The organism is Jeongeupia chitinilytica (genome assembly GCF_014652315.1).
Classification (GTDB): domain Bacteria; phylum Pseudomonadota; class Gammaproteobacteria; order Burkholderiales; family Chitinibacteraceae; genus Jeongeupia; species Jeongeupia chitinilytica.
Genome location: NZ_BMYO01000001.1, coordinates 462,751 through 486,206 on the forward strand (window position 1 = coordinate 462,751; position 23,456 = coordinate 486,206).

Here is a 23,456-nt window from a genome sequence, read left to right on the forward strand (position 1 = left end):
ATGCCGAACGCATGAACCATTTGCGCGCCGGCGGGTCCATCGCCGGCGTTTTCTCGTTTAAGGACTGTGATGGAATTCAATCCGATCGACGTTTTCCTGCATCTGGACGTCTACCTTGCCCAACTGGTGAACCTGTACGGCCCGTGGGTCTACGCGATCCTGTTCGCGGTGATCTTCTGCGAAACCGGCCTCGTGGTCACACCGTTCCTGCCCGGTGATTCGCTGCTGTTCATCGCCGGCATGATCGCCGGTGGCGGCCACATGAACGTGCATTTCCTGGTCGTGCTGCTGTTCATCGCCGCGGTGGCGGGGGATGCGCTCAACTACGTGATCGGCCGCTACTTCGGCCACAAGCTGTTCGCCAATCCGGACTCGAAGATCTTCCGCCGCGACCACCTCGAGAAGACGCATGCCTTTTACGAGCGCCACGGCGGCAAGACCATCATCCTCGCGCGCTTCGTGCCCATCGTCCGGACCTTCGCACCGTTCGTGGCGGGCATGGCCGAGATGACCTACAAGCGCTTCGTGCTCTACAACATCGTCGGCGCAGCCATCTGGGTCGTGTCGCTGCTGTACGCCGGCTACTTCTTCGGCGGGATCACCTTCATCCAGAAGAACATCGGCCTGATCGCCATCGGCATCGTGCTGGTTTCGATCATTCCGGTCGTCATCGAAGTGCTTCGGCAGAAGTACAGCAAGAAACCGGCATGAGCGAGGCGTTTTACACCGACAAGGCGGCGATCCGCGCCAGCTTCGACGCGGCGGCCGCCAGTTACGATGCGGCGGCAGTGCTGCAGCGCGAGGTGGCCGACCGGATGGCCGACCGGCTCGATCTGGTGCGGATGCGCCCCGCACGGGTGCTCGATGCCGGTTGCGGTACCGGCTACATGGGCAAGGCGCTGCTGGCACGCTATCCGGAGGCCCAGCTGGTCGAACTCGACTTGGCGCCGGCGATGCTGCAGATCGCCCGGGAGCGCCACGCCGGCGGCGGCCTGAAGAAGCTGCTGTCACGGTTCGAGCGCAACCGCCCGGTGCAACTGTGCGGCGACATCGAAACGCTGCCGCTGGCCGATGCATCGGTCGACCTGATCTGGTCGAATCTGGCAATCCAGTGGTGCAACACGCCGGATGCAACCTTCTGCGAGTTCCTGCGCGTACTCAAGCCCGGCGGCCTGCTGATGTTTTCGACGCTGGGGCCCGACACGCTCAAGGAACTGCGTGCGGCCTTCGATGGCGTCGACGGCTACAACCATGTCAACCGCTTCATCGACATGCACGACCTTGGCGATGCGCTGTCGCACAGCGGCTTTTCGACCCCGGTGATGGACATGGAAACGCTGACCATGACCTATCCGGACGTGAAGAGCGTGATGCAGGACCTGAAAGGAATCGGCGCACACAATGTCACCGAAGGCCGGCGACGGGGCATGATGGGCAAGACCGCCTGGCAGCGCGTGACGGCCCAGTACGAGGCCTTCCGGCGTGACGGCGTACTGCCTTGCAGCTACGAGGTCGTCTACGGCCACGCATGGAAGCCCGAGCATGCGCCGAAAGCGCGGGCCGACGGCGCCCAGGTCATCGAGTTCCGGCCGCGCAACCGGTGACGCGGGTGCTGTTCATCTGCAGCCGCAACCGCTGGCGCAGTCCGACGGCTGAAACGGTTTTTGCCACATGGCCGGGAGTCGAAACCGATTCGGCCGGGCTGGCCGCGGATGCGGAAACGCCGCTGTCCGCCGATCAGCTGGCGTGGGCCGATCTGGTCTGCGTGATGGAAAAGCGTCACCAGCGCCTGCTGAACAACCGGTTCGGCCGTGCGCTGCGGGACAAAAAACTGGTCTGTCTTGCCATTCCGGATCAGTATCGGTTCATGCAGGCCGAACTCGTCGACCTGCTCGAAGCCAGGGTCGGCCCGCTGTTGCGCCAGTCGGACTGACCTGCGGAAGTCCGCCCGGGAAGATCGATGAACTACCTTGCCCATGCCGTTCTCGCAGGGCCGGCCCCCGCCGATCGTGCCGGCGGCGTCGCCGGTGATTTCGTCAAGGGCGTGTTGCCGGGCGCGCTGCCGGCGGCACTCGCCGACGGTGTGGCACTGCATCGCGAAATCGACGCCTATGCCGACCTGCACCCGGCCTTTGCCGCCAGCCGCGCCCGCGTCAGCCCGTTGCGGCGGCGTTACGGCGGCATCATGGTCGACCTGTTTTACGACCACCTGCTGGCCGTGCACTGGACGGCATTTTCGCCCGGCGAAACGCTGCCGCGGTTTACCGCCAGACTGTATGCCGAACTGGCCGCCCAGCCCGGGCTGCCGGACGGATTCGTAGCCGTGCTGCCGCGCATGGCGCAGACCGACTGGCTGGCCTCGTACCGGGACATCGACAACGTTGCGCTGGCGCTGGACCGGATGTCGGCGCACCGGATCCGCCGCGACAACCCGCTGGCCGGTGCTGCCGACGAGCTGCGCGAGCACTATGCCGGTTTCGAAGCCGACTTTCTGGCATTCATGCCCGATGCGCTGGCTTACGCGCAGGCGGTGCGGCAGCAGCGCTGAACGCCATGTCGTCGTGGCGACCGAGGAGTGTCACCCGGTGATTACTTCGCCCGCGCCAGGCAAGTCTGGTAGCGACCGTCGACCCGGTTGGCGAACCATTCGGTCGTCAGTTTTCGGGTGATCTTGGGGCTGATCAGCCGGATCTGCGGCATCGCCACGCGTGGCATCGGCTTGCCGTTCCTGGCATCGGCAAGCGCAAACACCTTCTTGTACAGACCGGTCTGGCCGAAGCCGACCAGTTTTTCGCTCGTCAGGTCGCGACGGATCGCGTCGCGGTTCATCCCGAGCTGGCCCGAGATCGATGCCAGCGCTTCCTCTACATCGCTCGATTTTGCCGCCGGCCGGCCGTTCTGGTAGCTCAGCAGGTCGCCGTCGAGGTCGACCGACCGGCCGCTGAGTTTGGACAGCGCGGCCTGGAATGCGGCATTGCGGCTGGCGTAGCGGCCGGCATTGAAGTCGGCGAACCGGTAGCGCATGTCGTCATAGGGTGCCGGATACTGCAGCAGGATGGCGATACCGAAATACGTGCCACCGCGCTGGGTGAACACCGTGTCGCGGATGCTGCGGGTGCGCGGGTAGGGGTAGGGCCAGACGCGCACGTGCGACTCGGCGAATTCGACGCTGACCTGCATCGGTCCGCCGGTACGGATCGGGTTGTTCATGTTCATCGGCAGGCCGAGGCGCGCGGCGTCGGCGCTGAGGTCCTCGAAGATCGCGTTCATCTCGCGTTCGGTGCGCAGTTTGTCGATGCGTGCCTTGTAGCTTTCGCCGGTCGGCGACGTCTTCAGCAGCGCGGTCTTCACCGCGATCAGCGGAATGTGCTTGTCTGCCGCCTTCTCGCCGATCTTGTTCCAGACGATGGTCGGCAGGCCGGGCACGGTCGGATCGCCCTGCCAGCTCGATTCCTGCTCGATCACGGCTGCAGCGGCGCAGAAGTACTCCGGCGTATAGGGAATCTTCAACGCGGTAAAGGCATCGAGGATGTCGGCATTCCACTCCGCACGGCCCGGGATTTTTGCCGGCAACACCTTGTTCAGCAGCGCTTTGGCTTCGGCCTGATTGAGACCGCCCGGTCGGGCGGCTTGTACGGGCGGCGGCTCGACCACGACCGGGGCGCTGGCAACCGGAGCCGAGACCGGTGCACTGGCGACATCGACCGGCGTGGCGACCGCGGCTTCGCTGGCGACGGCTGCGGGGGCGCTGGCAAGCGGCGGGGTGACGGGAACAACGGCGGGCGGCGGGCTGGCACAGGCGGTGAGCAGGGCGAGCGGCACCAGGCAGGCGAACGGGCGGACGAGCGATTCGGACTTCACGGCGGCGGGCGGGATCGGTGAAAAGTGCCAGCTTACAGGCTCGCCCCGTGCCGGTCATGCTTTGCCTTTACTTCCAGGCGCTGCCGACCTGGATGTAGAAGGCGTTTTCGCCATCGGGGCCCCAGCCGAAATCGAGGCCGACCGCCATGCCGAGCTTTTTGGCGATCAGGTAGCGGAAACCGGTGCCGTAGCCGTAGACCGTCTGCGCGTCGCCGTAGTCGTTCCAGGTGCCCCAGGCCTTGCCGACACCGCCGAAGGCGAGCAGCGACCAGCGGGGTGTGACGTCCCAGCGCAGCTCGACTTCGGTCGCGACGGCGTTCTTGTCCTGATAACGCCCCTTCTGCACGCCCCGCAGATCGACGTAGGGCTGCAGGTAGAACGGGAAGTCGCCATCGATCGTGTCGCCTTCGACACGCAGCCCGACCGTCCAGGCCTTCGACAGCGGCAGCCATGTATACGCACGGGCGCCGTAGAGCTCGAATTCGCTGCTGCTGCCCAGCCAGTCGCGCGCGGCTTGCAATTCGAGTTCCAGATAGTTGCCGTGACGCGGAAAGAAGATGTTGTCGCGGCTGTCGAAGTCGACAACGAGGCCGGCCATGCCGATGCGGCGGCTGGCGTCGAAATCGCCCAGTTCGGTCGCCTTGTTGTCACCGAAACCGACGTCGCTGCTGAAGTAGACATAGCGTGGCCCGACGAACCAGTCGCTGTCGCCAAGGCGGAACAGGAACTGCTGCAGCAGGAAGTCGCCGTCGAGCGTGTAACTGCGCGCCTGGCTCAGTGCGCCGTAATAATCCAGATTGAGCGAGGTTTTGCCGATGCCGCCGAGGTAGCGGTACCGGTCGCCGTCGATGGGCTGGAAGTGGAAGGCCGCGCCGAGCCAGGTGCCGTTCTGCGTACCGAAGCCGCCGAGGCCGCTGATTGTCGGCGGCGTTTTCCGGCCGGATTCTTCCATGCCCTCGGCGGCGGCTTCGGCAAACGACTCGCGGAAGTACAGCAGCATCGCGCCGCCGCCGTAACCGATCGCCGGTTCGGTGATGAGGATGGGGACCGGAAAGATGCCCTTGTGGTTGAGCAGGTAATCGCTCAGGTCGAGTGCGCCGTCGTCCGGATCGAACAGCGTCAGCTCGTCGTCGGCATGCGCCGGGGGAATCAGCGCTGCGATCAGGCCGAGTGTTGCGAGCAGGTGGCGTAGGCGTGGGATCATGAAGGAACGGGCAGAGGCGGTAACTGCATTGTACGACCGCGATTTGCAGGTCGCGATGCTGGCATCGCCGGTGCGGCATTTTGATCGGAAATCTGGGAGAAAGCGTGATGACGGAGTACCGGACCGAAACCGATTCGATGGGCGCGATCGACGTGCGCGCCGACCGCTACTGGGGGGCGCAGACGCAGCGCTCGATGGGCAACTTCCCGATCGGCGTTGCGCGCTTTCGCTGGCAGCGGCCGGTGATTCGCGCGCTCGGCATTCTCAAGCATGCGGCCGCCGAGGCCAACCTGTCGCTTGGCGAGCTGCCGGCCAATGTCGCGGCACTGATTGCCGAGGCGGCCGACGAGGTGATCGCCGGCAAGCTAGACGAGCATTTTCCGCTGGTGGTGTTCCAGACCGGCTCGGGCACGCAGTCGAACATGAACGCCAACGAGGTGATCGCCAACCGGGCGATCGAGATCGCAGGCGGAGAACTCGGCCGCAAGACACCGGTGCACCCGAACGACCACGTCAACCGTGGCCAGAGTTCGAACGATACCTTTCCGACCGCGATGCATATCGCCGTCGTCGAAGAACTGCACACGCGCTTGCGGCCGGCAGTGGAAAAGCTGCGGGCGACGCTGGCGGCGAAGGCGGACGACTACGCGCATGTGGTCAAGACCGGCCGGACCCACCTGCAGGATGCGACGCCGGTGACCTTGGGGCAGGAGATCGGCGCATGGGTGGCGCAGATCGACTTCGGGCTCCAGGCGATCGTCGCGGCCGAGCCGGGGCTGCTGGAACTGGCCATTGGCGGCACTGCGGTCGGTACCGGGCTGAACGCGCATCCGAAGTTCGGTGCGACGGCGGCGGCGCGCATCGCCAAGCTGACCGGCCACCCTTTCGTCGATGCGCCGAACAAGTTCTTCGCACTCGCTGCGCACGATGCGCTGGTGCAGACGTCGGCAGCGCTGCGCACGCTGGCCGGCGGGCTGTTCAAGATGGCCAACGACGTGCGCTGGCTCGCGTCCGGGCCGCGTTGCGGCATCGGCGAGCTGGTGATTCCGGAGAACGAGCCGGGCTCGTCGATCATGCCGGGCAAGGTCAATCCGACCCAGTGCGAAGCACTGACGATGGTGTGCGTGCAGGTGTTCGGCAACGACGCGGCCGTGGCGTTTGCCGGTACGCAGGGCAACTTCCAGCTCAACGTCTACAAGCCGGTGATGGTGCACAACGTGCTCGAGAGCATCACGCTGCTGGCCGACGCGTGCGCGGCGTTCAACGATCATTGCGCGGTCGGCATCGAGCCGGCGCTCGAACGGATCGACGAGAACCTCGACAAGAACCTGATGCTGGTGACCGCGCTGAACCGCCACATCGGCTACGACAAGGCCGCACAGATCGCCAAGAAGGCGCACCACGACGGCACGACACTCAAGCAGGCGGCACTGGCCCTCGCTTACCTGAGCGAAGAGGAGTATTCGCGCTGGATCGTGCCGATGGACATGACCCGACCCAGCGCCGGCCACTGAGCGGACGCCGGATCAGCGGTTGATCGAGCGGGCGATGCGGGCGTAGGTGTGGCGCCGGCCGCGGATGGCGATGCTGTAGGCGGTGATGTTCTCCGGCAGCGCCATGCCCATGTAGCCGGTGTCGCCGAGGTGGTGGAGATCGGTGCCGGTCATCTTGGCCATCAGCGCGATCTGGCGGATCGTCGCCTCGTCGGCACCTTCCTGTGACGTACCGACGGCAGTCAGCGTCAGCACGCCGAGCTTGTGCGCGTAGCCGACCAGATCGCGCACATACTCGAGCGTGATGCCGGGCACGGTACCCGGTGCCGGCAACAGGATGACGTTGGCGCCGGCGGCGACGAATTCGTCGATGTCGGCACGGGTGATGATCTGCTCGGCACCTTCGCCAAGGATGCCCGATGCATGCATCTTGCCGGCCACCAGCACTAGCCGGTCGCCGACCTCGGCGTTGATCGCCCTGAGGGTGTGGGTGATCGCCGCGTTGGACACGCCGTTGCCCGGATTGCCGGTCAGCACCAGCAGGTTGACCCCCATGGCTGCGGCTTTCTGCGCGTTGGCGACGGTGGCGAGCCGGCCCGGCTGCATGCCCCACAGCTCGTCCTCGCTCTCGCCGAAGGCCGGGTCCACCGGCTCGAGGTTGATGCCGATGACCCGGCCGGTCAGGTGCTTGATCGTGCGGACCACGTCGTCCGGCGCGGTGTCCTTGGGCAGTCCGTTGACGACCGGATGGTTGACGTCGAACAGGTTGAGCAGCAGGAGGTCGGCGCCCATGCTGGCAGCAAACTCGGCATTGCTGATCGTCACCAGCATGGGCTGGACCGCACCGATGGTTTCGCAGACCAGCACGCGTCCCTCACTGGCGTGGATGGCGTGCAGCAGGTCGGCCTTGCCGATGCGTGCAAGGTCCGAGGCGTTACAGTCGAGCAGGCGCTTGTGCATGACGGTCTCCGTGAACGTGAACCGGACTACTGTAAACCCGTTCGTTCCGGTGTGGTGGCCCCGGATTTCCCGTATTCGTGCCAGATCAGCGCAAGCAGAGCGTCAATGCGCCTCCTGCTGATAGGGGGGCACGCCGAGCAGCGCGTCGACAGTGGCAAAGCCGTAGCCGCCGGCCTTGAGCCACGGGATCAGCCGGTCGACCGCGGTCACGGTGTCGCCGCGTTTGCCGCCGCCGTCGTGCATCAGCACGATCGCTTCTTCGTGCACATAGGGTTGCACGCCGCGTTCGATTTCGTGCGCACCGAACAGCATCCGGTTGCGGTACCAGTCGATGGCGTCGATCGACCAGAGGATGACCTTCATGCCGTGTTTGCCGACGATGCCGATCTGCGCGTCGTCGATGCTGCCGTAAGGCGGACGCATCAGGGTCGGGGCCTTGCCGATGATGCGGCGGAATTCGGTCTGGGTGCGGGCGATTTCCTCGTTCCAGAAATAGCTTTCGTCGGTGCCGGCCAGATTCGGGTGGCTCCAGCTGTGGTTGGCCAGCGTATGGCCTTCGGCCAGTGCCCGGCGGACGATCTCTTCGCGGCCGGCCATCTGGCTGCCGAGCCAGAAAAAGGTTGCTTTGACGCGGTGCTTTTTCAGGACGTCGAGCAGGTCGGGGGTCCAGGGGCTCGGGCCGTCGTCGAAGGTCAGCGCAATCACGCGCCGGTGCGTCGGCCCTTCCAGCCGGACGACGCCCGGATGCTGATTGGCCTGCCGGGCCATCGTCGCCAGCGGAACCTGATCCCAGTTGTCGAGAAAGGGCGTGCGGACCGATTGCGTCGTCTTGGGCACCTCGGCGGCGATCGGACCCGCAGCCGGCGGCGCCGGTGGCCACCAGACAACGACAAGCCAGGCCGCGGCCAGTAACAGCAGCAGGAGTACGGCAAAACCGAAAACGGTGCGGGGCGCAGGCTTCATGGCATCGGAATCCCTGTGTGCATTCGTCAATCTTACTTGTTTGTGTGTTTTTTAATTCACGAATATTTCTTGTTGGCAAGTAAGGCAAAGACATTATGTAGTCGATATGCATAAACTACGTCAACCACACAAGGAGCACCCGATGCCCATGCCCGGTGTCCACCCGCGTACCGCCTACCTGTTCATTGCGCCTTTTTTCACGGTGTTTGCGGTATTCACGCTCTGGCCGATGCTGTTCAACCTCTGGCTGGCATTCCGCGATTACTTTCCGCAAACCGGCAACAGCATGTGGAACGGCTTTGCCCATTTCGTCGAACTGGCCGACTCCGAGCGCTTCGGCCATGCGCTGAAGAACTCGCTGATTTTCCTGTTGCTGGTCCTGCCGCTGCAGGTTGGCGCCTTCGGGCTGGCTTTGCTGGTGCATGTGCGCATGCCGGGCATCGGCTTCTTCCGGGCGCTGTATTACCTGCCGGTGGTGATTGCGGTGTCGATTGCCGCGGTGGTCTGGCAGCAGGTGCTGCGCTTCGACGGACTGTTCAACTGGTTTCTGGAGTCGGTCCACCTGATCGGCTTCGGTGAACAGCCGGACTGGCTCGGCGACCGGCAGCTGGCGCTGTATGCGGTGATGGCGTTCTCGTTCTGGAAGAACGTCGGCTACTACATGGTGCTCTACCTCGCGGGCTTGCAGACCGTGCCGCGCGAGCCGCTCGAGGCCGCGCAGATCGACGGTGCCGATGCCTGGCAGCGCCTGCGCCACGTGGTGCTGCCGGCGCTGCAGCCGGTGATCCTGCTGTGTACGCTGCTGGCGACGATCCAGGCGCTCAAGGCGTTTCAGGAAGTGATCGTGCTGACGGCTGGTCAGGCCGATACCCAGACGGCGCTGGTCTACGTTTTCGGCGTGGCGTTCTACGGCCACAATTTCGGGCTGGCGGCGGCGGCGGGGCTGATCGTGACGCTGGTCTGTCTCGCGCTCGCCGCGCTGCAGCTGCGCTTCTTTGGTGAACAGGGTCTGCTGCGCCGCGGAGGATGATCATGAATCGGGAACTTGTTCTTGCGCCACCGCTGGCGCCGCCGCGCTGGTACCGATTGCGCCGGCAGTTGCGCGATGCCGTGCTGGCGCTGCCGCGCTATGCGGCCTTGCTGCTGTTCGGCGCGTTCACCGTCTTTCCGTTCTGGTGGGCCACGGCGGCCGCACTGTCGAGTGACGGGGCGGGGATCTGGATATTCCCGGCGGCCTTCCTGCCGAACGATCCGGGCTTGCGCTGGTTCGGCCGGGTATTTTACGAAATGCCGTTCTGGCGCTATTTCGGCAACTCGTTGCTGATCTCGACCGCGACCACGCTGCTGGTCCTGCTGCTGACGATTCCGTGTGCGTATGCGCTGTCACGGATGGCGTTCCGCGGTCGCAACGCGCTGTTCGTGCTGCTGCTGGTGACATTGATGGTGCCGGCCGAAGTGGCGATCGTGCCCAATTTCATCACCTGCGCGCAGCTTGGCCTGCTCGATAGCTATGTCGCGGTGGTGTTGCCGAATGTCGCCGGTGCTTTCGGTGTGTTCCTGATGCGTCAGGCGTTCCAGGATACGCCGGCCGAAGTGCTCGATGCGGCAAGGGTCGACGGCGCCGGCGAGTTCGGCGTGATGTGCCGGGTGGCGGTACCGATGGCCAGACCGATGATCGCGACGCTGGCGGTGTTCACTTTCGTGGCCGCCTGGAACGACTATCTGTGGCCGGCGGTGGTATTGAAGGAGCGACTGAAGATGCCGCTCGCGGTCGGCATCTTCAACGACCTGACCGGGCCGTTCGCGGTCTCGACCAATCTGGTGATGGCCGCAATCGTGCTGTCGGTGATCCCGGTGGTCGGTGCGTTCGCGCTGACGCAGCGCTTTTTCCTGAGCGGCGGCGGTCTGGTCCGGCGCTAGTCCTTCTTGCAGCCGGTGAAGTCCGGATAGAAGCGGGCCATCATCCGTTCGACATAGGCGACCAGCGGCTTGTGCTGTTCGGTATAGCGCCGCAGCGGCGATTCGAAACGCGGGCACAGGGTGCCGAGCAGGAAGGCGAACACCGTCGCATCGGTCCCGCAGGGCCTGTCGCCAAGCAGATAGGGCTTGTCGCCGAGCAGTTCGGCGACCGCATCGATGTCCCGGCGGGCCAGTTCGAACTGTTCGTCGGCCGTATGCCGTCCCATGCCCTGACCGTAGAGGTCGCGGCTGACGCGGCGGCGGATCATGGCCTTGACGCCGGCGCGCATCGGCGCGGGGACGTTGCGGAAGAACTCGGCCGGACCGCGTTCGAAGTTCGCGTCGTTTTCCCAGCGCAACGCCTGCACGGCGAAATACAGATGGTCTTCGAGCATCTTCTCGACCGCCCAGGCCAGCGCCCGCTGCGACGGCGAGTAGCCTTCGTCGAAGTCGAGGTCGTAACGCGATTCGAGATACGCCCGGATGAAGGTCGAGTCGGCGACCTTGTGGCCGTCGTCGTCGATGTGCGGCAGTTTGCTCTTCGGCGCACTGAAAATGCTGCCGCTCTGCGTCCGGTAGGGCAGACCGGACAGCTTGAGCAGCACCTCGGTCTTGGTGACGAAGGGGCTGGGATCGGGCAGGCCCATGCCGGGGCCGAAGGTGAACAGCGTGATCATTGGCTATGCGAATACGTTGAACGGGTGTCAGCTCCAAGTGTAAGCGGTTCTGCGTTGCAACGGGGTGTTCGATGTCAAAGTCGCTTGCCGCGCCGGCCTCAGCCGCGCAGCAGCATGACTGCCAGCCCGGCCATGACCGCTGCGGTGAGCCCGTCGAGCAGCCGCCAGACCATGGGCCGCGCGAGCCACGGGGCCAGGGCTTTTGCGGCAAGCGCCAGTCCGAAGAACCACAGCAGCGATGCCGACACCGCGCCAAGGCCGAACTGCAAGCGGGCGATGCCGTCGTAGCGGCCGCCAACGCTGCCAAGCAGCAACACGGTATCGAGATAGACGTGCGGGTTGAGCAGACTGAAACCCAGCGCCGTCGCCAGTGCTTGCTGCCGGTTGAGACTGCTTCCCTGTTGCGTTGCATCCAGCGCGGCCGGTTTGAAGGCAGCACGCAGTGAACCGAAGGCATACCAGAGCAGGTAGGCGGCCCCGCCCCAGCGTGCAGCCGCCATGAGTGCCGGCGAATCGGCGAGCAGGGCGCCCATGCCCAGCAGGCCCAGCGAAATCAGCGCGATGTCGCACAGCGCGCAAACCGCAGCGGTCAGCATTGCGTGCCGGCGCAACAGGCCCATGCGCAGGACGTGGGCATTCTGGGCGCCGATGGCGACGATCAGGCTTCCGCCCAGTGCCAGCCCCTGCCAGAAGGTCGGATTCATGTCTGCAAGCTCCTTGTCATCCGCCGGTTCCGCTGCACGCCGGCCTTGTGGCTTGGGAGCGGCGGACTGGTACCGGTCGGTGTGGTTGTCGGCTTGCAGCTTAAAAATTGCCGTTGCTGATGACGACCTGGATTAATCTGTTTCAGTAATCATCAGAAATTCTTATTCATGTTTGACGGCAAACTCACCGAGGCGTTTCTGGGCGTGGTCCGCGAAGGCAGTTTCGAGCGCGCCGCAACGGCATTGCACCTGACCCAGTCGGCGGTTTCGCAGCGCATCCGCGCGCTCGAGTCACGCTTCGGCCAGACCCTGCTGACTCGCGGGCGACCCTGCGTGCCGACCGGCGCCGGCCAGACGTTGCTGCGCTATCTGGACCGCATCCGCTTGCTGGAGGAAGAGGCACTGAGGACGCTGGCCGGCCCGGGGGAGGGACCGTCGCGTCTGGCGCTGGCGGTCAATGCCGACAGCCTGCACGCCTGGTTGCCCGGCGTGCTGGCCGGCGTACTGGCCGGATCGCCGTTCACCGTCGAGCTGCAGGTCGACAACGAGGACTACACCCACGAGTTGCTGGCACGGGGCGAGGCGCTGGCGTGCGTGTCGGCTAGGTCCGATGCGATGCGTGGTTGCGTCGCCGAACCGCTGGGGGCGCTGCGTTACATTTGTGCCGCAACGCCGCGCTTTGCAGACCGGTACTTTGCCGACGGGATCAATCGGGCGGCACTGTTGCGGGCACCGGGGCTGCTGTACAACCGGAAGGACGCCATGCTCGGCGGCTATCTGGCACGCCATTTCGGCATTGCCGAGGGACACTACCCGGCGCACCTGATGCCGTCGTCGCAGGCCTTTGTCGATTTCGCGCTGCTCGATGTCGGCTACGTCCTCGTGCCCGAGCTGGCTGTCGGTACGCAACTGGCCGCCGGCACGCTGATCGACCTGCTGCCGGCCAGACCGCACGATGTACCGCTGTACTGGCACGCATGGCAGATTCAGGCGCCGATGGTCGACGCGCTGTTCCGGCGCATCGTCGCTGCAGCCCGTTCGGTGCTGCGCCAGCCTGCGTAGGCCGGCCCGTACGGGCCGGGCGGTCAGTTGCTCCAGCGCGTGCGTTCGTTGACGAAGCGGTAGTAGCGCACCAGCGTGATCCGGCCGTTTTTGTCCAGCAGCGGGCGCGGAACCGGACCGAACGGCGCGGCGTAACGGATGATCTTCAGCGTCTCGGCGTCGAGTCGCGGATCGCCCGAGGTCTCCTCGACGCCGGCATCGTAAATGGTGCCGTCGGCGTTGAGTACCAGCCGGAAGCGCAGCAGCCCCTGCAGCGGGTTGCCCTTTTCGTCGCGCGGGTAGTTCATCGTGCCAATGCGCTCGACCTTGTTGCGGATCTGGGCTTCCCACAGTCCGAACATCGCCCGGGTGTCGGGCCGCTGCTGCGCGCGGGTCGCGCTGTCTTCCTCGACGTCGCTGCCTTCCTTGGGCAGGTCGGCATAGCGGGTGACGAGCTTTTTCTGCTTGCCGTCCGGGCGAACACCGATGGCCTCGTCCAGGCCGTTCATTTCGATCTCGTGATAACTCGGATCAAGCTGTTTCTGCGGTACGGCGGGGGGGGCGCTGGCCGCGGCTTGCTTGCGCCGTGCCAGCGGTTTGGCGACCGATTTCGGCACAGCATGGTCCGACCGGTCACGCGTCTGGATCTGCTTCTTTTCCGGGACCAGTCTGGTCTGCGGCTCGGCGGGCGTCGGCGGGACGGGCGGCGTCGGCTGGACCGGCTTGGCGGTCCGCACCAGCCGCATCTGCAGCGGTGGCGAATCGACGGCGGCGGTATCGCCCTGCTGCAGCGGTTTGAGCAGCAACAACGACAGGTGGCCGAGCAGCGATGCCACCAGCGCAAGCCAAAGCCAGCGCGGCGTGCGTGGCGCTTCGGACGACAGGTCGACGGACGAGGGCGAACTGAGGCTGTGCAAGGGTTTCGGGTATGGGCGGCAAAGCCGTGACGTTAGCATGGTTCCGCCCTGGCTAGGTCGCTCTTGGGAACTGATACCAAAATTTCGAGTCCCCCTAAGGACTTGATATCTGCCGGCGGGTACGCATCTTCAGCCGGTCGGCCCTTGCCTGCTGCCGTAGCGCGTTCCGCCCGGCCAGGCATGAACCTCGCCGCCCGTAGGGGCGACGCCCGTCGAGGACAATCCCATGAGCATGAAATCCCGCGTTGCCCTGATGTCGCTGTCCGGTTTTCTGATCGTCGGCATGGCCAATGCCGCTGGCGAGATCACCACCGCCAGGATCAGCGACATCGAAAACCAGATCCGGCTGGCCCGAGAGCAGCAAAGCGTTCCGGCCGGGGTCGACGTGCTGGTGCCGGCGAGTACGGAAACGGCAGACCGTGGACGGCGTTGATGACGTCGGGTTTGCTTACTTGATCTCCTGAATTTTCTGTTGAATTTGTGTAAGTTTTGTTATCTTTCCGGACAAGCGGCACAAGCCGCGCCCCCGGAGAGATGAAATGATCCGCAAGTCCCTAGGCTCGATACTGCTCGCGCTGGCCGTGGCCGGCCTTGCCGCGCCCGTGGTGCACGCCGCGCCGCCGGCGCAACTGAAAACCCAGGCGCCGGGCTTTTTCCGGATGGCGCTTGGCGACTTCGTCGTCACCGCGCTCTACGACGGTTACATCGATATCGACCCCAAGTTGCTGAAAGGCGCCAGCGCTCAGGATATCCAGACGCTGCTGGCGCGGATGTTCCTGCAAACCACGCCGGGCGTGCAGACCGCGGTCAATGCCTTTCTGGTGCATGCCGGCGACAAGCTGATCCTGGTCGACAGCGGCAGCGGCAAGTGTTTCGGCCCGAACTTGGGCAATATCGGCACCAACCTCAAGGCGGCCGGCTACACACCGGAACAGGTCGATCTGGTGCTGCTGACCCACCTGCACCCCGATCACGCCTGTGGCCTTGCCAGCGACGACGGCAAGCCGGCGTTTCCGAATGCCGATGTCTATGTGTCCAAGGCCGAAAGCGGTTTCTGGCTGGACGACGAAACCGCCAGCAAGGCGCCGAAGGAAATGCAGCCGTTCTTCAAAATGGCCAAGGACTCGGTTCTGCCTTACGCCAGACAGGGGCGCCTCAAGGTGTTCGGCGCTGGCGACAAGCTGCTGCCCGGTGTGACATCGGTCGCTGCTGCCGGCCATACGCCGGGACATACCGGCTACCTGATCAGCTCGAAGAACCAGAGCCTGTTGCTGTGGGGGGATCTGGTCCACAGTCATTCGGTACAGTTCTCCCGGCCGGAGGTGTCGCTCGAGTTCGACGTCAACAGCGAGCAGGCGATCGCGACGCGCAAGGCCATCTTTGCCAACGCAGCCAGGGACAAGCTCTGGGTCGGCGGTGCGCATCTGCCTTTCCCTGGCCTTGGCCACGTGCGCAGCGAGGGCAACGCCTATGCCTGGGTGCCGATCGAGTACGGGCCGATCCGCGGCGATCGCTGAGCGGCGAGCATGCAAAACGGGAAGGCGCTGCCTTCCCGTTTTGTTTTGGGACTCGGTTACTTCAACCGGTTCCAGACCGCAACCGCTTCCTTGCGGGTCGGCTGCGGCGAGCAGATCACGTTGCAGTTGCCGTTGGCGCCGAACTTGGCGCACTGCACCCAGACACGGTTGGCACCGGCCTTGCGCACGTCGGGCGGCGCACCGCATTTGGGGCAGGACTGGGGCAGGATGGCGGGCTTGGCGTCGGTCATGGGCTGGGCTCGAAACGAGTGTTACTTGTTGCGGTAGGCGCAGAAGCCCGGGCGCGGGCCGATCTTCGGGTGGTTTCTACAGGTGTTGGGCCGCAGGTCGTAGATCGTGCACAGGCGGGTGTCGGCGTCGAGATAGCTGCAGTCGCCGCTGGCGCGCTGCGCCAGTGTGAAGACGTTCAGCTTGAAATTGAAGTGCTGGATCACGCCGGCCTTCTGCAGCCGCTTGGCGATCTGCTTCGGCTGCTCGTGTTCGGCCTCGAACGCATCGACCACGCCCATCCGCACCAGATCGGGCAGCTTCACTTCGACCGGCATGCTGCAACAGCCGGACCGGCAGTCCAGACACATGCCGTTGCGGTAGCGCGCCCAGGTATCGAGATTCTCGAGCGTGGAAACGTGGATCAGTTTTTTGTACGGAGCGGGCATGGCTGGCAGGGCGGACGTGAAGCGGGGCGATTATACGCAGCCACCGGCCCGGGCGGCGCATGGCCAGCCAGGTGGTTTTGCCACGCTTGCCTAACCGGCAGAGGCACATTGTTGTGGTCGACGCACAGGTCTACGATCCGGGTCAGATTGACGTCATCATCGGAAAGGAGTTGGCCATGAACCTGCGTCTGGATTGCAATCCGCAACACACGCTGATCGGCATCAATGTCGCGACGACACTGCGCGACGGATTGAACCATCGCGACATTCCGGCGGCATGGCGCCGGGTGTTCGAGCAGAACCTGTTCGCAAAAATTCCCGGCCAGCACGACGTGCCCCGCGCCTTCTTTGGCGCGATTTACGGTTTCGACGACCAGTCGACCGACTTCAACTACCTGATCGGTCTTGCCGTGCCCGCCGGAACTGCGGTACCGGAGGGCTACGCGACACTGACGATCAACCCCGGCGACTACGCGGTGCTGACCACTGCGCCGACGCAGAGCGAGTCCGATTTCATCGCGGCCATCGGTCAGGGGTGGTCCGATCTCAAGCAATGGCAGGCGAGCGCGCCTTACCGGCATGACGTTGCCCGCATCGGTTTCGAATACTACGACGAACGGGGCGAACCGGGGCAGGCCGAGCGGACGATGGAAATCTGGTGGCCGGTCGCGAAACCCTGATACTCCCGGTGAGGGCTGTCGACATGATGCGTTCCCTGATTTTGCTGGCCGTGTTGCCGTTGGTCGCTTGCGGTCCGAAACCTGCGCCGGTACCGCCGCAGAAGCTGTTGTTCGACGACTTCAGCTACGCCGATCCGGCTGCGCTGACCCGGCAGGGCTGGACCGTTCGCAGCGAGGCCGGCTGGCCCGGTGTCGGCGGCGCAGCTTGGGGCGGTGTCGGCTTGGTCGATGATCCGGAGCACAAGGGCAACCGGTTGCTGCGGCTCTCCGCGCAGACCGACGGCGAAAAAACGCAGCAGGCGCAGTTGTGCCAGCAGCGCAAGTTCCTCGCCGGCACTTACGCCGCACGGGTGCGTTTCAGCGACGTACCGGTGTCCGGGCCGGACGGTGATCGCATCGTGCAGACCTTCTACACGATCAGCCCGCTCAGGCAGCAGATGGATCCGGACTACAGCGAGCTCGATTTCGAGTACCTGCCGCACGGCGGCTGGGGCGCGAGTGGTCCGACCCTGTTCATGACGAGCTGGGAAACCGTGCAATTGCAGCCGACGTTCAAGCCGTACGTGGAAAGCCACCGCGAACGCGGCAACCTGGCCGGCTGGCACACGCTGGTCGTGCAAGTGAAGGACGGCAAGACGGTCTGGTTCGTCGACGGCAAGCGCAGCGGCGAGCACGGCAAGGCCAGCTATCCGCGCGTGCCGATGTCGATCAACTTCAACCTCTGGTTCATCGCCGACGGACTCGCCCCGGCAAAAGGGCTGCGGCGCTGGGAGCAGGACGTCGACTGGGTGTTCCACGCTGCCGACGAAGTACTGACGCCCGATGAGGTCGAGGCGCAGGTGGCCGGGCTGCGCAGCAAGGGTGTGGCCCACGTGGATGGCGTGCCGGCATCATCGCTGCCGTCGCCCTGCAATATGTAAGTCCGTCGTATCCGCCCGGATGGCCCGGGGCAGCGGGTCGCAGGCTAAGTCGTTGCTTGACTAGGGCTTCGGCTGCCGCGCCAGCCAGCGAAATCCCAAGTGGCAGGCCGTGGCGCCCAGCATGCCGGGCATCAGCAGCGCGGCGAACGGAATCAGGGTGACGCCGCCCAGCAGCAGGCCTGCCCACAGCATCTGCCAACGATGACTGCGAATGAATCGGCGTTGCTGCTCGGCCGTCGCTACCCCATCCAGCGCATCGTTGATCAGACCGCGAATGTTCAGGTACGCGTTGAGCATCACCAGCAAGACCGGGCCGAGGAGCGGAATGCACATGCACAGCACGGAGCCGATGATCAGCGTCCCCAGATTGCCGGCCAGGTCCCTTACGTTGGCGCGCCAGGGACGGAACACGTGGTTTTCGATGACCGGATAACGTGTCAGCACCAGTGCCTGAACCTGCCCCATCAGCACCATTTCCAGCACGATGCGCGCCACCAGCATCGTGCCAAGTACGTAGCCCATGAAGGCCAGTACGTATTCGATTCCGACCGTCGCGCCGGCGTTGACATGCCCTGTCCAACCGGCGGGGTCGGGGGCCCAGCCCAGTCGACCGGGCAGGTCTTGTGTGAGAAAGCGCGCGACTGCGCCAAAGCCCTGACTGAGCGGTTCCCAGGCGAGCCAGTAGGCCACAGCCATGATCACCAGAGTCAGGAGCCAGACGCCCAGCGACACAAGCAGCAAGCGCGGATGAATACTGTCGCGCAGGCCCAATGCGACGCAACGGATGACTTCGCCCAAACCGGTCGATGCTGGCGGGTTAGTCGATGGCGTGTCGGACATGGGGCGCTCTGAACGGGAAGATTGGAAAAAAAGAAGCTGCGTGATTATGCCTTTGTCGTAACGGCCGGCAAAGCAGCCTGACCCTCCGTGTGTTCGGAGGCGAGATGCTGCGCCCGGACGCCGGCGGCTAGCGCTGGGCGTCGGGGCCGTAATTGCGCAGGCTGTAGAGGTAAAAGGCTTCCACCTGTTCGCGTGCCCAAGGGGTCCGGCGCAGAAAGGTCAGGCTGGACTTGATGCTGGGGTCGGACTGAAAGCAGCGGAGCGGGACCTGCCGCGCCAGTTCGGCCCAGCCCCAGAAATCGAGCAGGTCCTCGAGCATTTTCGCCAGCGTCACGCCGTGCAGCGGGTTGTTCTGTTGAGCATCCAGCATGTGTCTTGTGTGAGGTTCCATGAAGAAACGGGCCGTTTCCGGCCCGTTGTGCGGGTTGCAAAGCAAGCCCGATTGGACTGGCGGTCGGCATCTGCCGACCGCCATCCGTTCTTAGCGCGTCACCGGCTTGTAGCGGATCCGCTTCGGCTTGGCACCTTCCTCGCCGAGGCGCTTGCGCTTGTCGGCTTCGTATTCCTGATAGTTGCCGTCGAAGAACGTCCACTGCGAATCGCCTTCGGCGGCGATGATGTGCGTGGCGATCCGGTCGAGGAACCAGCGATCGTGCGAGATCACGAACACGGTGCCGGCGAACTCGAGCAGCGCGTCTTCGAGCGCGCGCAGCGTTTCGACGTCGAGGTCGTTGGACGGTTCGTCAAGGAAGAGCACGTTGCCGCCCTGCAGCAGCGTCTTGGCCAGATGCAGCCGGCCACGCTCGCCCCCGGAAAGCATGCCGACCTTCTTCTGCTGGTCGCCGCCCTTGAAGTTGAAGCGGCCCAGATACGCGCGGCTGCTCATCTCGAACTTGCCGACGTTGAGGATGTCGTTGCCGCCCGAAACGTCGTCGAACACGGTCTTGTCGGCTTCGAGGCCTTCGCGGCTCTGCTCGACGAAGGCCATCTGTACGGTCTGGCCGATGTCGATCTCGCCCGAATCCGGCTGTTCCTTGCCGGCGATCATCTTGAACAGTGTCGACTTGCCGGCGCCGTTCGGACCGATGATGCCGACGATGGCGCCAGCCGGCGCGTTGAAGCTGAAGTTGTCCATCAGGAGGCGGTCGCCGAAGCTCTTCGACACGCCCTTGAACTCGATCACGCGGTCGCCGAGGCGTTCGGCCACCGGAATGAAGATTTCCTGCGTTTCGTTGCGCTTCTGGTGTTCGTACGACGAGAGTTCCTCGAAGCGGGCGATCCGCGCCTTCGACTTGGCCTGACGGCCCTTCGGGTTCTGGCGCACCCATTCGAGCTCCTGCTTCATCGCCTTCATGCGGGCGCCTTCGGACTTGGCTTCCTGCTCGAGGCGGGCTTCCTTCTGCTCGAGCCAGCTCGAGTAGTTGCCCTTCCACGGAATGCCTTCGCCGCGGTCGAGTTCCAGAATCCATTCGGCGGCGTTGTCGAGGAAGTAGCGATCGTGGGTCACGGCAACCACGGTGCCCGGGAAGCGCACGAGGAACTGTTCCAGCCATTCGACCGATTCGGCGTCGAGGTGGTTGGTCGGTTCGTCGAGCAGCAGCATGTCCGGCTTCGAAAGCAGCAGCTTGCACAGCGCGACACGACGCTTTTCACCGCCGGAGAGGTTGCCGATCCTAGCATCCCACGGCGGCAGGCGCAGCGCGTCGGCGGCGAGTTCGAGCTGCAGCTCGGTGTTGTCGCCGGCGCCGGCCGAAATGATTGCTTCGAGGCGGCCCTGTTCTTCGGCCAGTGCGTCGAAGTCGGCGTCTTCGAGTGCGTACTCGGCGTAGACCTCTTCGAGGCGCTTCTGCGCGGCCATCACTTCGCCCATGCCGCTTTCGACTTCTTCGCGCACGGTGGCTTCGTTGTTGAGCTTCGGTTCCTGCTCGAGGTAGCCGATCTTCACGCCGGCAAGGTGCTGGACTTCGCCGTCGTATTCCTTGTCCGCGCCGGCCATGATGCGCAACACGGTCGACTTGCCGGCACCGTTCAGGCCCAGAAGGCCGATCTTTGCGCCGGGGAAGAAGGAGAGGGAAATGTCCTTGATGATCTGCCGCTTGGGCGGAACGATCTTGCTCACGCGGAGCATCGACATCACATACTGGGCCATTGCTTGTCGCCAATCGGTTGGAATGGCGCGATTCTACCAAAGCCGCGCTTGCGGGGCCGGCAGAAAACGGCAACGCCCGGTGAACCCGGGCGTGGCCTGCCGATTGTTGCGTCGTTTCGCTACTGTGGAACCGCTTCATCGGTGAGTTGCTGGCTGAACTTCCGCATTGCATCGGTGCTCGCGCGTTGGGCAGACAAGTTGAAGTTGTGCTTGAACTCGTCAAACTCGGCCTCGCCCTGGCCGGTGACCTGATTGACCCAGACGGATTTGCCGCTGCGATCAATCGCCGTGGTGTCGAGCTTGACCGAGAAGCGGGTCGGCGGCCAGGTCAGCATGCTGTCGGAGGAGGAGTCGGTGGTCAGCGTCGGTTTGAAAATGTAGCTCACCTGCTTTTCGTCGAGCACTTTGGCATCGTCCGGAGTCGTCAGGCTGACGACCTTGTTGTAGCGGTCTGCCAGGGTCATGTAATAGGCCACTTCCAGATCGCGGTAAGGCTGGTAGCGCACCTGGTCGCCGCCGCCGCCCGGCGTGACGACTTCGCGGTTGCGATCTTCTGCCGAAATGTAGTAGGCAACGGTTTTGTCGATTTTGGCAGGTTTGTCTGCACCGGCCTGTGCTGCCTGTTTTTCCGGCGTAATCACAATCGGGTGGGCGCAACCGGTCAGGCTGAGCAAAATGGCGGCACCGGCGATGCCTGCAAGCGTCTTGAGCAAGGTTTTCATTTCTGTTCGGATCTTATCGGGTTGCATTGATGAAGTCGTTGTCGCTGGCCAGATTGCCCAGCAGCTTCTGTACGGTAATCGGGTAATTGTTCGCGGCCTCGGGAATGGCAATGGCGCCGGCAAAAGAAGAAGGCCATTCGTTCTCCGCGGAGATTTCCTTGCTGTAGGTCGCCTCTGCACCTTTCCTGAGCATGAAGCGTGCACGCAGCCTGGCGGTGCCGACCGAGAATCCGCTCGCATCCACGGTGTTCTCCAGGAGTTCAGCGCTAAGTTCCACTGCTGCGTCGTCGGAGAGCCGGTGGGCGAGTTCCAGTTCCTGTTTCGTTGAGTCGTGGAGATAGTCGGCAAAGGTCTTCCCCACCGATGACTGCAGCGAAGATGCGCGCAAACCGACCTTGTTCAGTTCGGGGTTTGCCAGCGCAAAGGTGCCAAGTTTCATTGCGCCGGCATTTTCAAACTTTTGCATGTTCTGAATGGACGGGGAATAGGGCGGAGTCGAGACTGCGCAGGCGGACAAGGCCATGGCAGCAACAACGATGATCGACCGGGTCATTTATGCTCCCTGAATGGAATTTTTTTATGGTTTGAATTTGTAGCACAGGGATTGTAAGAATTTTCTGAGCCCGGAGTAAATGAATGGCTGACGCGGCGTCGTCAACTGTGGTTTGTGCAGAACCCGACTGCCGCCAGTGCAGGGCAAAGCGGCGGTCAAAACGACAACGCCCGGTATCAGCCGGGCGTTGTCGTTTTGACGGGAACCCGCTCTAGGCGGATTCGCCCGCCAGTTTGGCCGCAGGGGAGGTGGTCTTGCGGCCGGCGAGCGGCACGAAGGCCAGTGCGATGCCGAGCACGGCCAGCGCGGCAACGTAGTGACCCGGCGCCAGCGGATCCTTCTGCAGCCACAGCGTCAGCAGCATCGGTGTCAGGCCGCCGAAGATCGCGTAGGCGACGTTGTACGAGAACGAAAGCCCGGTGAAGCGCACCGCGGCCGGGAAGGCGCGGACGGCGACGAAGGGCACCGTGGCGATGGCACCGACGAAGAAACCGGTCAGGCCGTAACTGAACAGCAGGTTGCCGGCATCGCCGGGCAGGCCGGTGTAGAAGTGGTAGCTGCTGGCCAGCAGGCCGATGAAGCCGACGATCATGGTGGCGCGTGCGCCGAAACGGTCTGCTGCCGCACCGAAAACGATGCAGCCGAGTGTCAGCGCCAGCGTGGCCAGACTGTTGGCCTGCAAGGCCAGCGCCGGCACGATGTGTTGGACTTTCTGCAGATACGTCGGCGTGAACAGGATGACGACGACGATGGCCGCCGACAGCACCCAGGTCAGCAGCATCGACACGACGACGGCGCCGATGTGGTTGCGCAGCGTGGCCTTCAGCGGCAGCTCGTCGGCAATCGCGCGCTGGGCGTGCAGTTCCTTGAAGATCGGCGTTTCCTCGAGGAAACGGCGCAGGTAGACGGCGAAGAAGCCGAACACGCCGCCGAGAATGAACGGAATCCGCCACGCGTAGCCGGCGACGTCTTCGGGGCTGTAGCGGGTGTTGATCGCGGTGGCCACGAGTGAGCCGAGCAGAATGCCGGCGGTGAGGCCGGCGGTCAGCGTGCCGACGGCAACGCCGGTGCGGTTGGCCGGTGCGTGCTCGGCGACGAACACCCAGGCGCCGGGGACTTCGCCACCGATCGCCGCGCCCTGCATCACGCGGAACAGCAGCAACAACAGCGGCGCAGCGATGCCGATGCTCGCGTACGTCGGCATCAGGCCGATCGCCAGCGTCGGCACGGCCATCAGGAAGATCGACAGCGTGAACATCTTCTTGCGGCCGAGCTTGTCGCCGAAGTGGGCAATGATGATCCCGCCGAGCGGGCGCGCCAGATAACCGGCGGCGAAGATGCCGAAGGTCTGCAGCAGCCGCAGCCAGTCCGGCATGTCCGGGGGGAAGAACAGCGTGCCGATGACGGCGGCGAAAAAGACGTAGATGACGAAGTCGTAGAATTCGAGCGCGCCGCCAAGGGCGGACAGCGTCAGCGTGCGCAGGTCGTCGCGGTTGAGCGGCCGGTGGGCCGGTTGTGCGGTAGTCATGGAATGGAAGCCGTAGTCGTTGAAAACGGCTGCGCGACAACGGGTCGGGATAGGGCCTGCCGGCGGATCGCCCTCGGGGTGGTGGGCGGTG

27 protein-coding genes are annotated in these 23,456 nt (G+C 64.3%); 12 read left to right on the forward strand and 15 right to left on the reverse strand.

Translation table 11 applies throughout. The annotated features are described in order from the left end of the window. Positions 1-69 precede the first annotated feature (69 nt). Genes IE097_RS02210 through IE097_RS02225 form a run of 4 tightly spaced genes read left to right on the forward strand, consistent with a single transcriptional unit; the run spans position 70 to position 2,548 of the window. Positions 70-711, forward strand: coding sequence for a DedA family protein (locus tag IE097_RS02210; RefSeq protein ID WP_189458499.1), 642 nt, complete (start codon positions 70-72; stop codon positions 709-711). Then, positions 708-1,604 carry a malonyl-ACP O-methyltransferase BioC gene (bioC, locus tag IE097_RS02215; RefSeq protein ID WP_189458500.1) on the forward strand — a complete coding sequence of 299 codons (897 nt, stop codon included), beginning with the start codon at positions 708-710 and terminating at the stop codon, positions 1,602-1,604. The genes IE097_RS02210 and bioC overlap by 4 nt, the downstream gene beginning before the upstream one ends. Positions 1,605-1,609: 5 nt before the next feature. Further along, complete coding sequence (locus IE097_RS02220; RefSeq protein ID WP_229797373.1) at positions 1,610-1,933, forward strand: low molecular weight protein tyrosine phosphatase family protein; 324 nt, start codon at positions 1,610-1,612, stop codon at positions 1,931-1,933. Positions 1,934-1,960: 27 nt separating this feature from the next. Further along, positions 1,961-2,548: an acyl carrier protein phosphodiesterase gene (locus IE097_RS02225; protein WP_189458502.1), complete on the forward strand. Its 588-nt coding sequence runs from the start codon at positions 1,961-1,963 to the stop codon at positions 2,546-2,548. Positions 2,549-2,589: 41 nt separating this feature from the next. Here IE097_RS02225 and IE097_RS02230 read toward each other — a convergent pair whose 3' ends face one another. Together IE097_RS02230 and IE097_RS02235 are read right to left on the reverse strand one after the other, a co-directional pair. Then, entirely contained in the window at positions 2,590-3,861 is a 1,272-nt protein-coding gene (locus tag IE097_RS02230) for a DUF1615 domain-containing protein (protein WP_229797374.1), read from the reverse strand. Positions 3,862-3,928: 67 nt separating this feature from the next. After that, positions 3,929-5,065: a BamA/TamA family outer membrane protein gene (locus IE097_RS02235; RefSeq protein ID WP_189458503.1), complete on the reverse strand. Its 1,137-nt coding sequence runs from the start codon at positions 5,063-5,065 to the stop codon at positions 3,929-3,931. A 107-nt stretch (positions 5,066-5,172) separates the two neighbouring features. On the opposite strand from IE097_RS02235, the gene fumC reads away from it, so the two are divergent. After that, a complete protein-coding gene (fumC, locus tag IE097_RS02240) occupies positions 5,173-6,579 on the forward strand; it encodes a class II fumarate hydratase (RefSeq protein WP_189458692.1) in 1,407 nt (468 codons plus the stop codon). Positions 6,580-6,591: 12 nt separating this feature from the next. Here fumC and IE097_RS02245 read toward each other — a convergent pair whose 3' ends face one another. Together IE097_RS02245 and IE097_RS02250 are read right to left on the reverse strand one after the other, a co-directional pair. Beyond that, a complete protein-coding gene (locus IE097_RS02245; protein ID WP_189458504.1) occupies positions 6,592-7,518 on the reverse strand; it encodes a DUF7916 family protein in 927 nt (308 codons plus the stop codon). Between the two features lie 102 nt (positions 7,519-7,620). Beyond that, entirely contained in the window at positions 7,621-8,481 is an 861-nt protein-coding gene (locus IE097_RS02250) for a polysaccharide deacetylase family protein (protein ID WP_189458505.1), read from the reverse strand. A 142-nt stretch (positions 8,482-8,623) separates the two neighbouring features. Here IE097_RS02250 and IE097_RS02255 point away from each other — a divergent pair, with 142 nt between their 5' ends. Together IE097_RS02255 and IE097_RS02260 are read left to right on the forward strand one after the other, a co-directional pair. After that, the gene (locus IE097_RS02255; RefSeq protein ID WP_189458506.1) at positions 8,624-9,511 is read left to right on the forward strand and encodes a carbohydrate ABC transporter permease; all 888 of its coding nucleotides are present in this window, start codon (positions 8,624-8,626) and stop codon (positions 9,509-9,511) included. Positions 9,512-9,513: 2 nt separating this feature from the next. After that, positions 9,514-10,401 (forward strand): carbohydrate ABC transporter permease, encoded by an 888-nt coding sequence (locus IE097_RS02260; protein WP_189458507.1) that lies wholly within the window; start codon positions 9,514-9,516, stop codon positions 10,399-10,401. Here the strand turns inward: IE097_RS02260 and IE097_RS02265 are convergent. Both IE097_RS02265 and IE097_RS02270 read right to left on the reverse strand, forming a co-directional pair. Then, positions 10,398-11,117 (reverse strand): glutathione S-transferase family protein, encoded by a 720-nt coding sequence (locus tag IE097_RS02265; protein WP_189458508.1) that lies wholly within the window; start codon positions 11,115-11,117, stop codon positions 10,398-10,400. The genes IE097_RS02260 and IE097_RS02265 overlap by 4 nt on opposite strands. Positions 11,118-11,215: 98 nt before the next feature. Beyond that, positions 11,216-11,821 carry a LysE/ArgO family amino acid transporter gene (locus IE097_RS02270; RefSeq protein WP_189458509.1) on the reverse strand — a complete coding sequence of 202 codons (606 nt, stop codon included), beginning with the start codon at positions 11,819-11,821 and terminating at the stop codon, positions 11,216-11,218. Between the two features lie 168 nt (positions 11,822-11,989). Here IE097_RS02270 and IE097_RS02275 point away from each other — a divergent pair, with 168 nt between their 5' ends. Then, a complete protein-coding gene (locus IE097_RS02275; protein ID WP_189458510.1) occupies positions 11,990-12,883 on the forward strand; it encodes a LysR family transcriptional regulator ArgP in 894 nt (297 codons plus the stop codon). 23 nt (positions 12,884-12,906) lie between these two features. On the opposite strand, the gene IE097_RS02280 is transcribed toward IE097_RS02275, so the two are convergent. Then, on the reverse strand, positions 12,907-13,779 hold the full coding sequence (locus IE097_RS02280) for an energy transducer TonB (RefSeq protein WP_189458511.1): 873 nt from the start codon (positions 13,777-13,779) through the stop codon (positions 12,907-12,909). A gap of 226 nt (positions 13,780-14,005) precedes the next feature. On the opposite strand from IE097_RS02280, the gene IE097_RS02285 reads away from it, so the two are divergent. Both IE097_RS02285 and IE097_RS02290 read left to right on the forward strand, forming a co-directional pair. Next, positions 14,006-14,212 carry a hypothetical protein gene (locus tag IE097_RS02285; RefSeq protein ID WP_189458512.1) on the forward strand — a complete coding sequence of 69 codons (207 nt, stop codon included), beginning with the start codon at positions 14,006-14,008 and terminating at the stop codon, positions 14,210-14,212. A 106-nt stretch (positions 14,213-14,318) separates the two neighbouring features. Beyond that, complete coding sequence (locus tag IE097_RS02290) at positions 14,319-15,296, forward strand: MBL fold metallo-hydrolase (RefSeq protein ID WP_189458513.1); 978 nt, start codon at positions 14,319-14,321, stop codon at positions 15,294-15,296. 56 nt (positions 15,297-15,352) lie between these two features. Here IE097_RS02290 and IE097_RS02295 read toward each other — a convergent pair whose 3' ends face one another. Then, complete coding sequence (locus IE097_RS02295; protein WP_189458514.1) at positions 15,353-15,547, reverse strand: hypothetical protein; 195 nt, start codon at positions 15,545-15,547, stop codon at positions 15,353-15,355. A gap of 21 nt (positions 15,548-15,568) precedes the next feature. After that, positions 15,569-15,973, reverse strand: a complete 405-nt coding sequence (locus IE097_RS02300) for a YkgJ family cysteine cluster protein (protein WP_189458515.1) — start codon at positions 15,971-15,973, stop codon at positions 15,569-15,571. Positions 15,974-16,149: 176 nt separating this feature from the next. On the opposite strand from IE097_RS02300, the gene IE097_RS02305 reads away from it, so the two are divergent. Continuing rightward, entirely contained in the window at positions 16,150-16,653 is a 504-nt protein-coding gene (locus IE097_RS02305) for a GyrI-like domain-containing protein (protein WP_189458516.1), read from the forward strand. A gap of 23 nt (positions 16,654-16,676) precedes the next feature. Beyond that, complete coding sequence (locus IE097_RS02310; protein ID WP_189458517.1) at positions 16,677-17,573, forward strand: glycoside hydrolase family 16 protein; 897 nt, start codon at positions 16,677-16,679, stop codon at positions 17,571-17,573. Positions 17,574-17,633: 60 nt separating this feature from the next. On the opposite strand, the gene IE097_RS02315 is transcribed toward IE097_RS02310, so the two are convergent. The 6 genes from IE097_RS02315 to IE097_RS02340 form a co-directional block, all read right to left on the reverse strand. Then, the gene (locus tag IE097_RS02315) at positions 17,634-18,413 is read right to left on the reverse strand and encodes an EI24 domain-containing protein (RefSeq protein WP_189458518.1); all 780 of its coding nucleotides are present in this window, start codon (positions 18,411-18,413) and stop codon (positions 17,634-17,636) included. A gap of 127 nt (positions 18,414-18,540) precedes the next feature. Beyond that, positions 18,541-18,783, reverse strand: a complete 243-nt coding sequence (locus IE097_RS02320; protein WP_189458519.1) for a VF530 family protein — start codon at positions 18,781-18,783, stop codon at positions 18,541-18,543. Positions 18,784-18,894: 111 nt separating this feature from the next. After that, the gene (gene ettA, locus IE097_RS02325; RefSeq protein WP_189458520.1) at positions 18,895-20,562 is read right to left on the reverse strand and encodes an energy-dependent translational throttle protein EttA; all 1,668 of its coding nucleotides are present in this window, start codon (positions 20,560-20,562) and stop codon (positions 18,895-18,897) included. A gap of 119 nt (positions 20,563-20,681) precedes the next feature. Then, the gene (locus tag IE097_RS02330) at positions 20,682-21,284 is read right to left on the reverse strand and encodes a hypothetical protein (protein ID WP_189458521.1); all 603 of its coding nucleotides are present in this window, start codon (positions 21,282-21,284) and stop codon (positions 20,682-20,684) included. Positions 21,285-21,297: 13 nt separating this feature from the next. Further along, complete coding sequence (locus IE097_RS02335) at positions 21,298-21,837, reverse strand: hypothetical protein (RefSeq protein WP_189458522.1); 540 nt, start codon at positions 21,835-21,837, stop codon at positions 21,298-21,300. 211 nt (positions 21,838-22,048) lie between these two features. Continuing rightward, positions 22,049-23,365 carry an MFS transporter gene (locus IE097_RS02340; protein ID WP_189458523.1) on the reverse strand — a complete coding sequence of 439 codons (1,317 nt, stop codon included), beginning with the start codon at positions 23,363-23,365 and terminating at the stop codon, positions 22,049-22,051. Between the last annotated feature and the right edge of the window lie 91 nt (positions 23,366-23,456).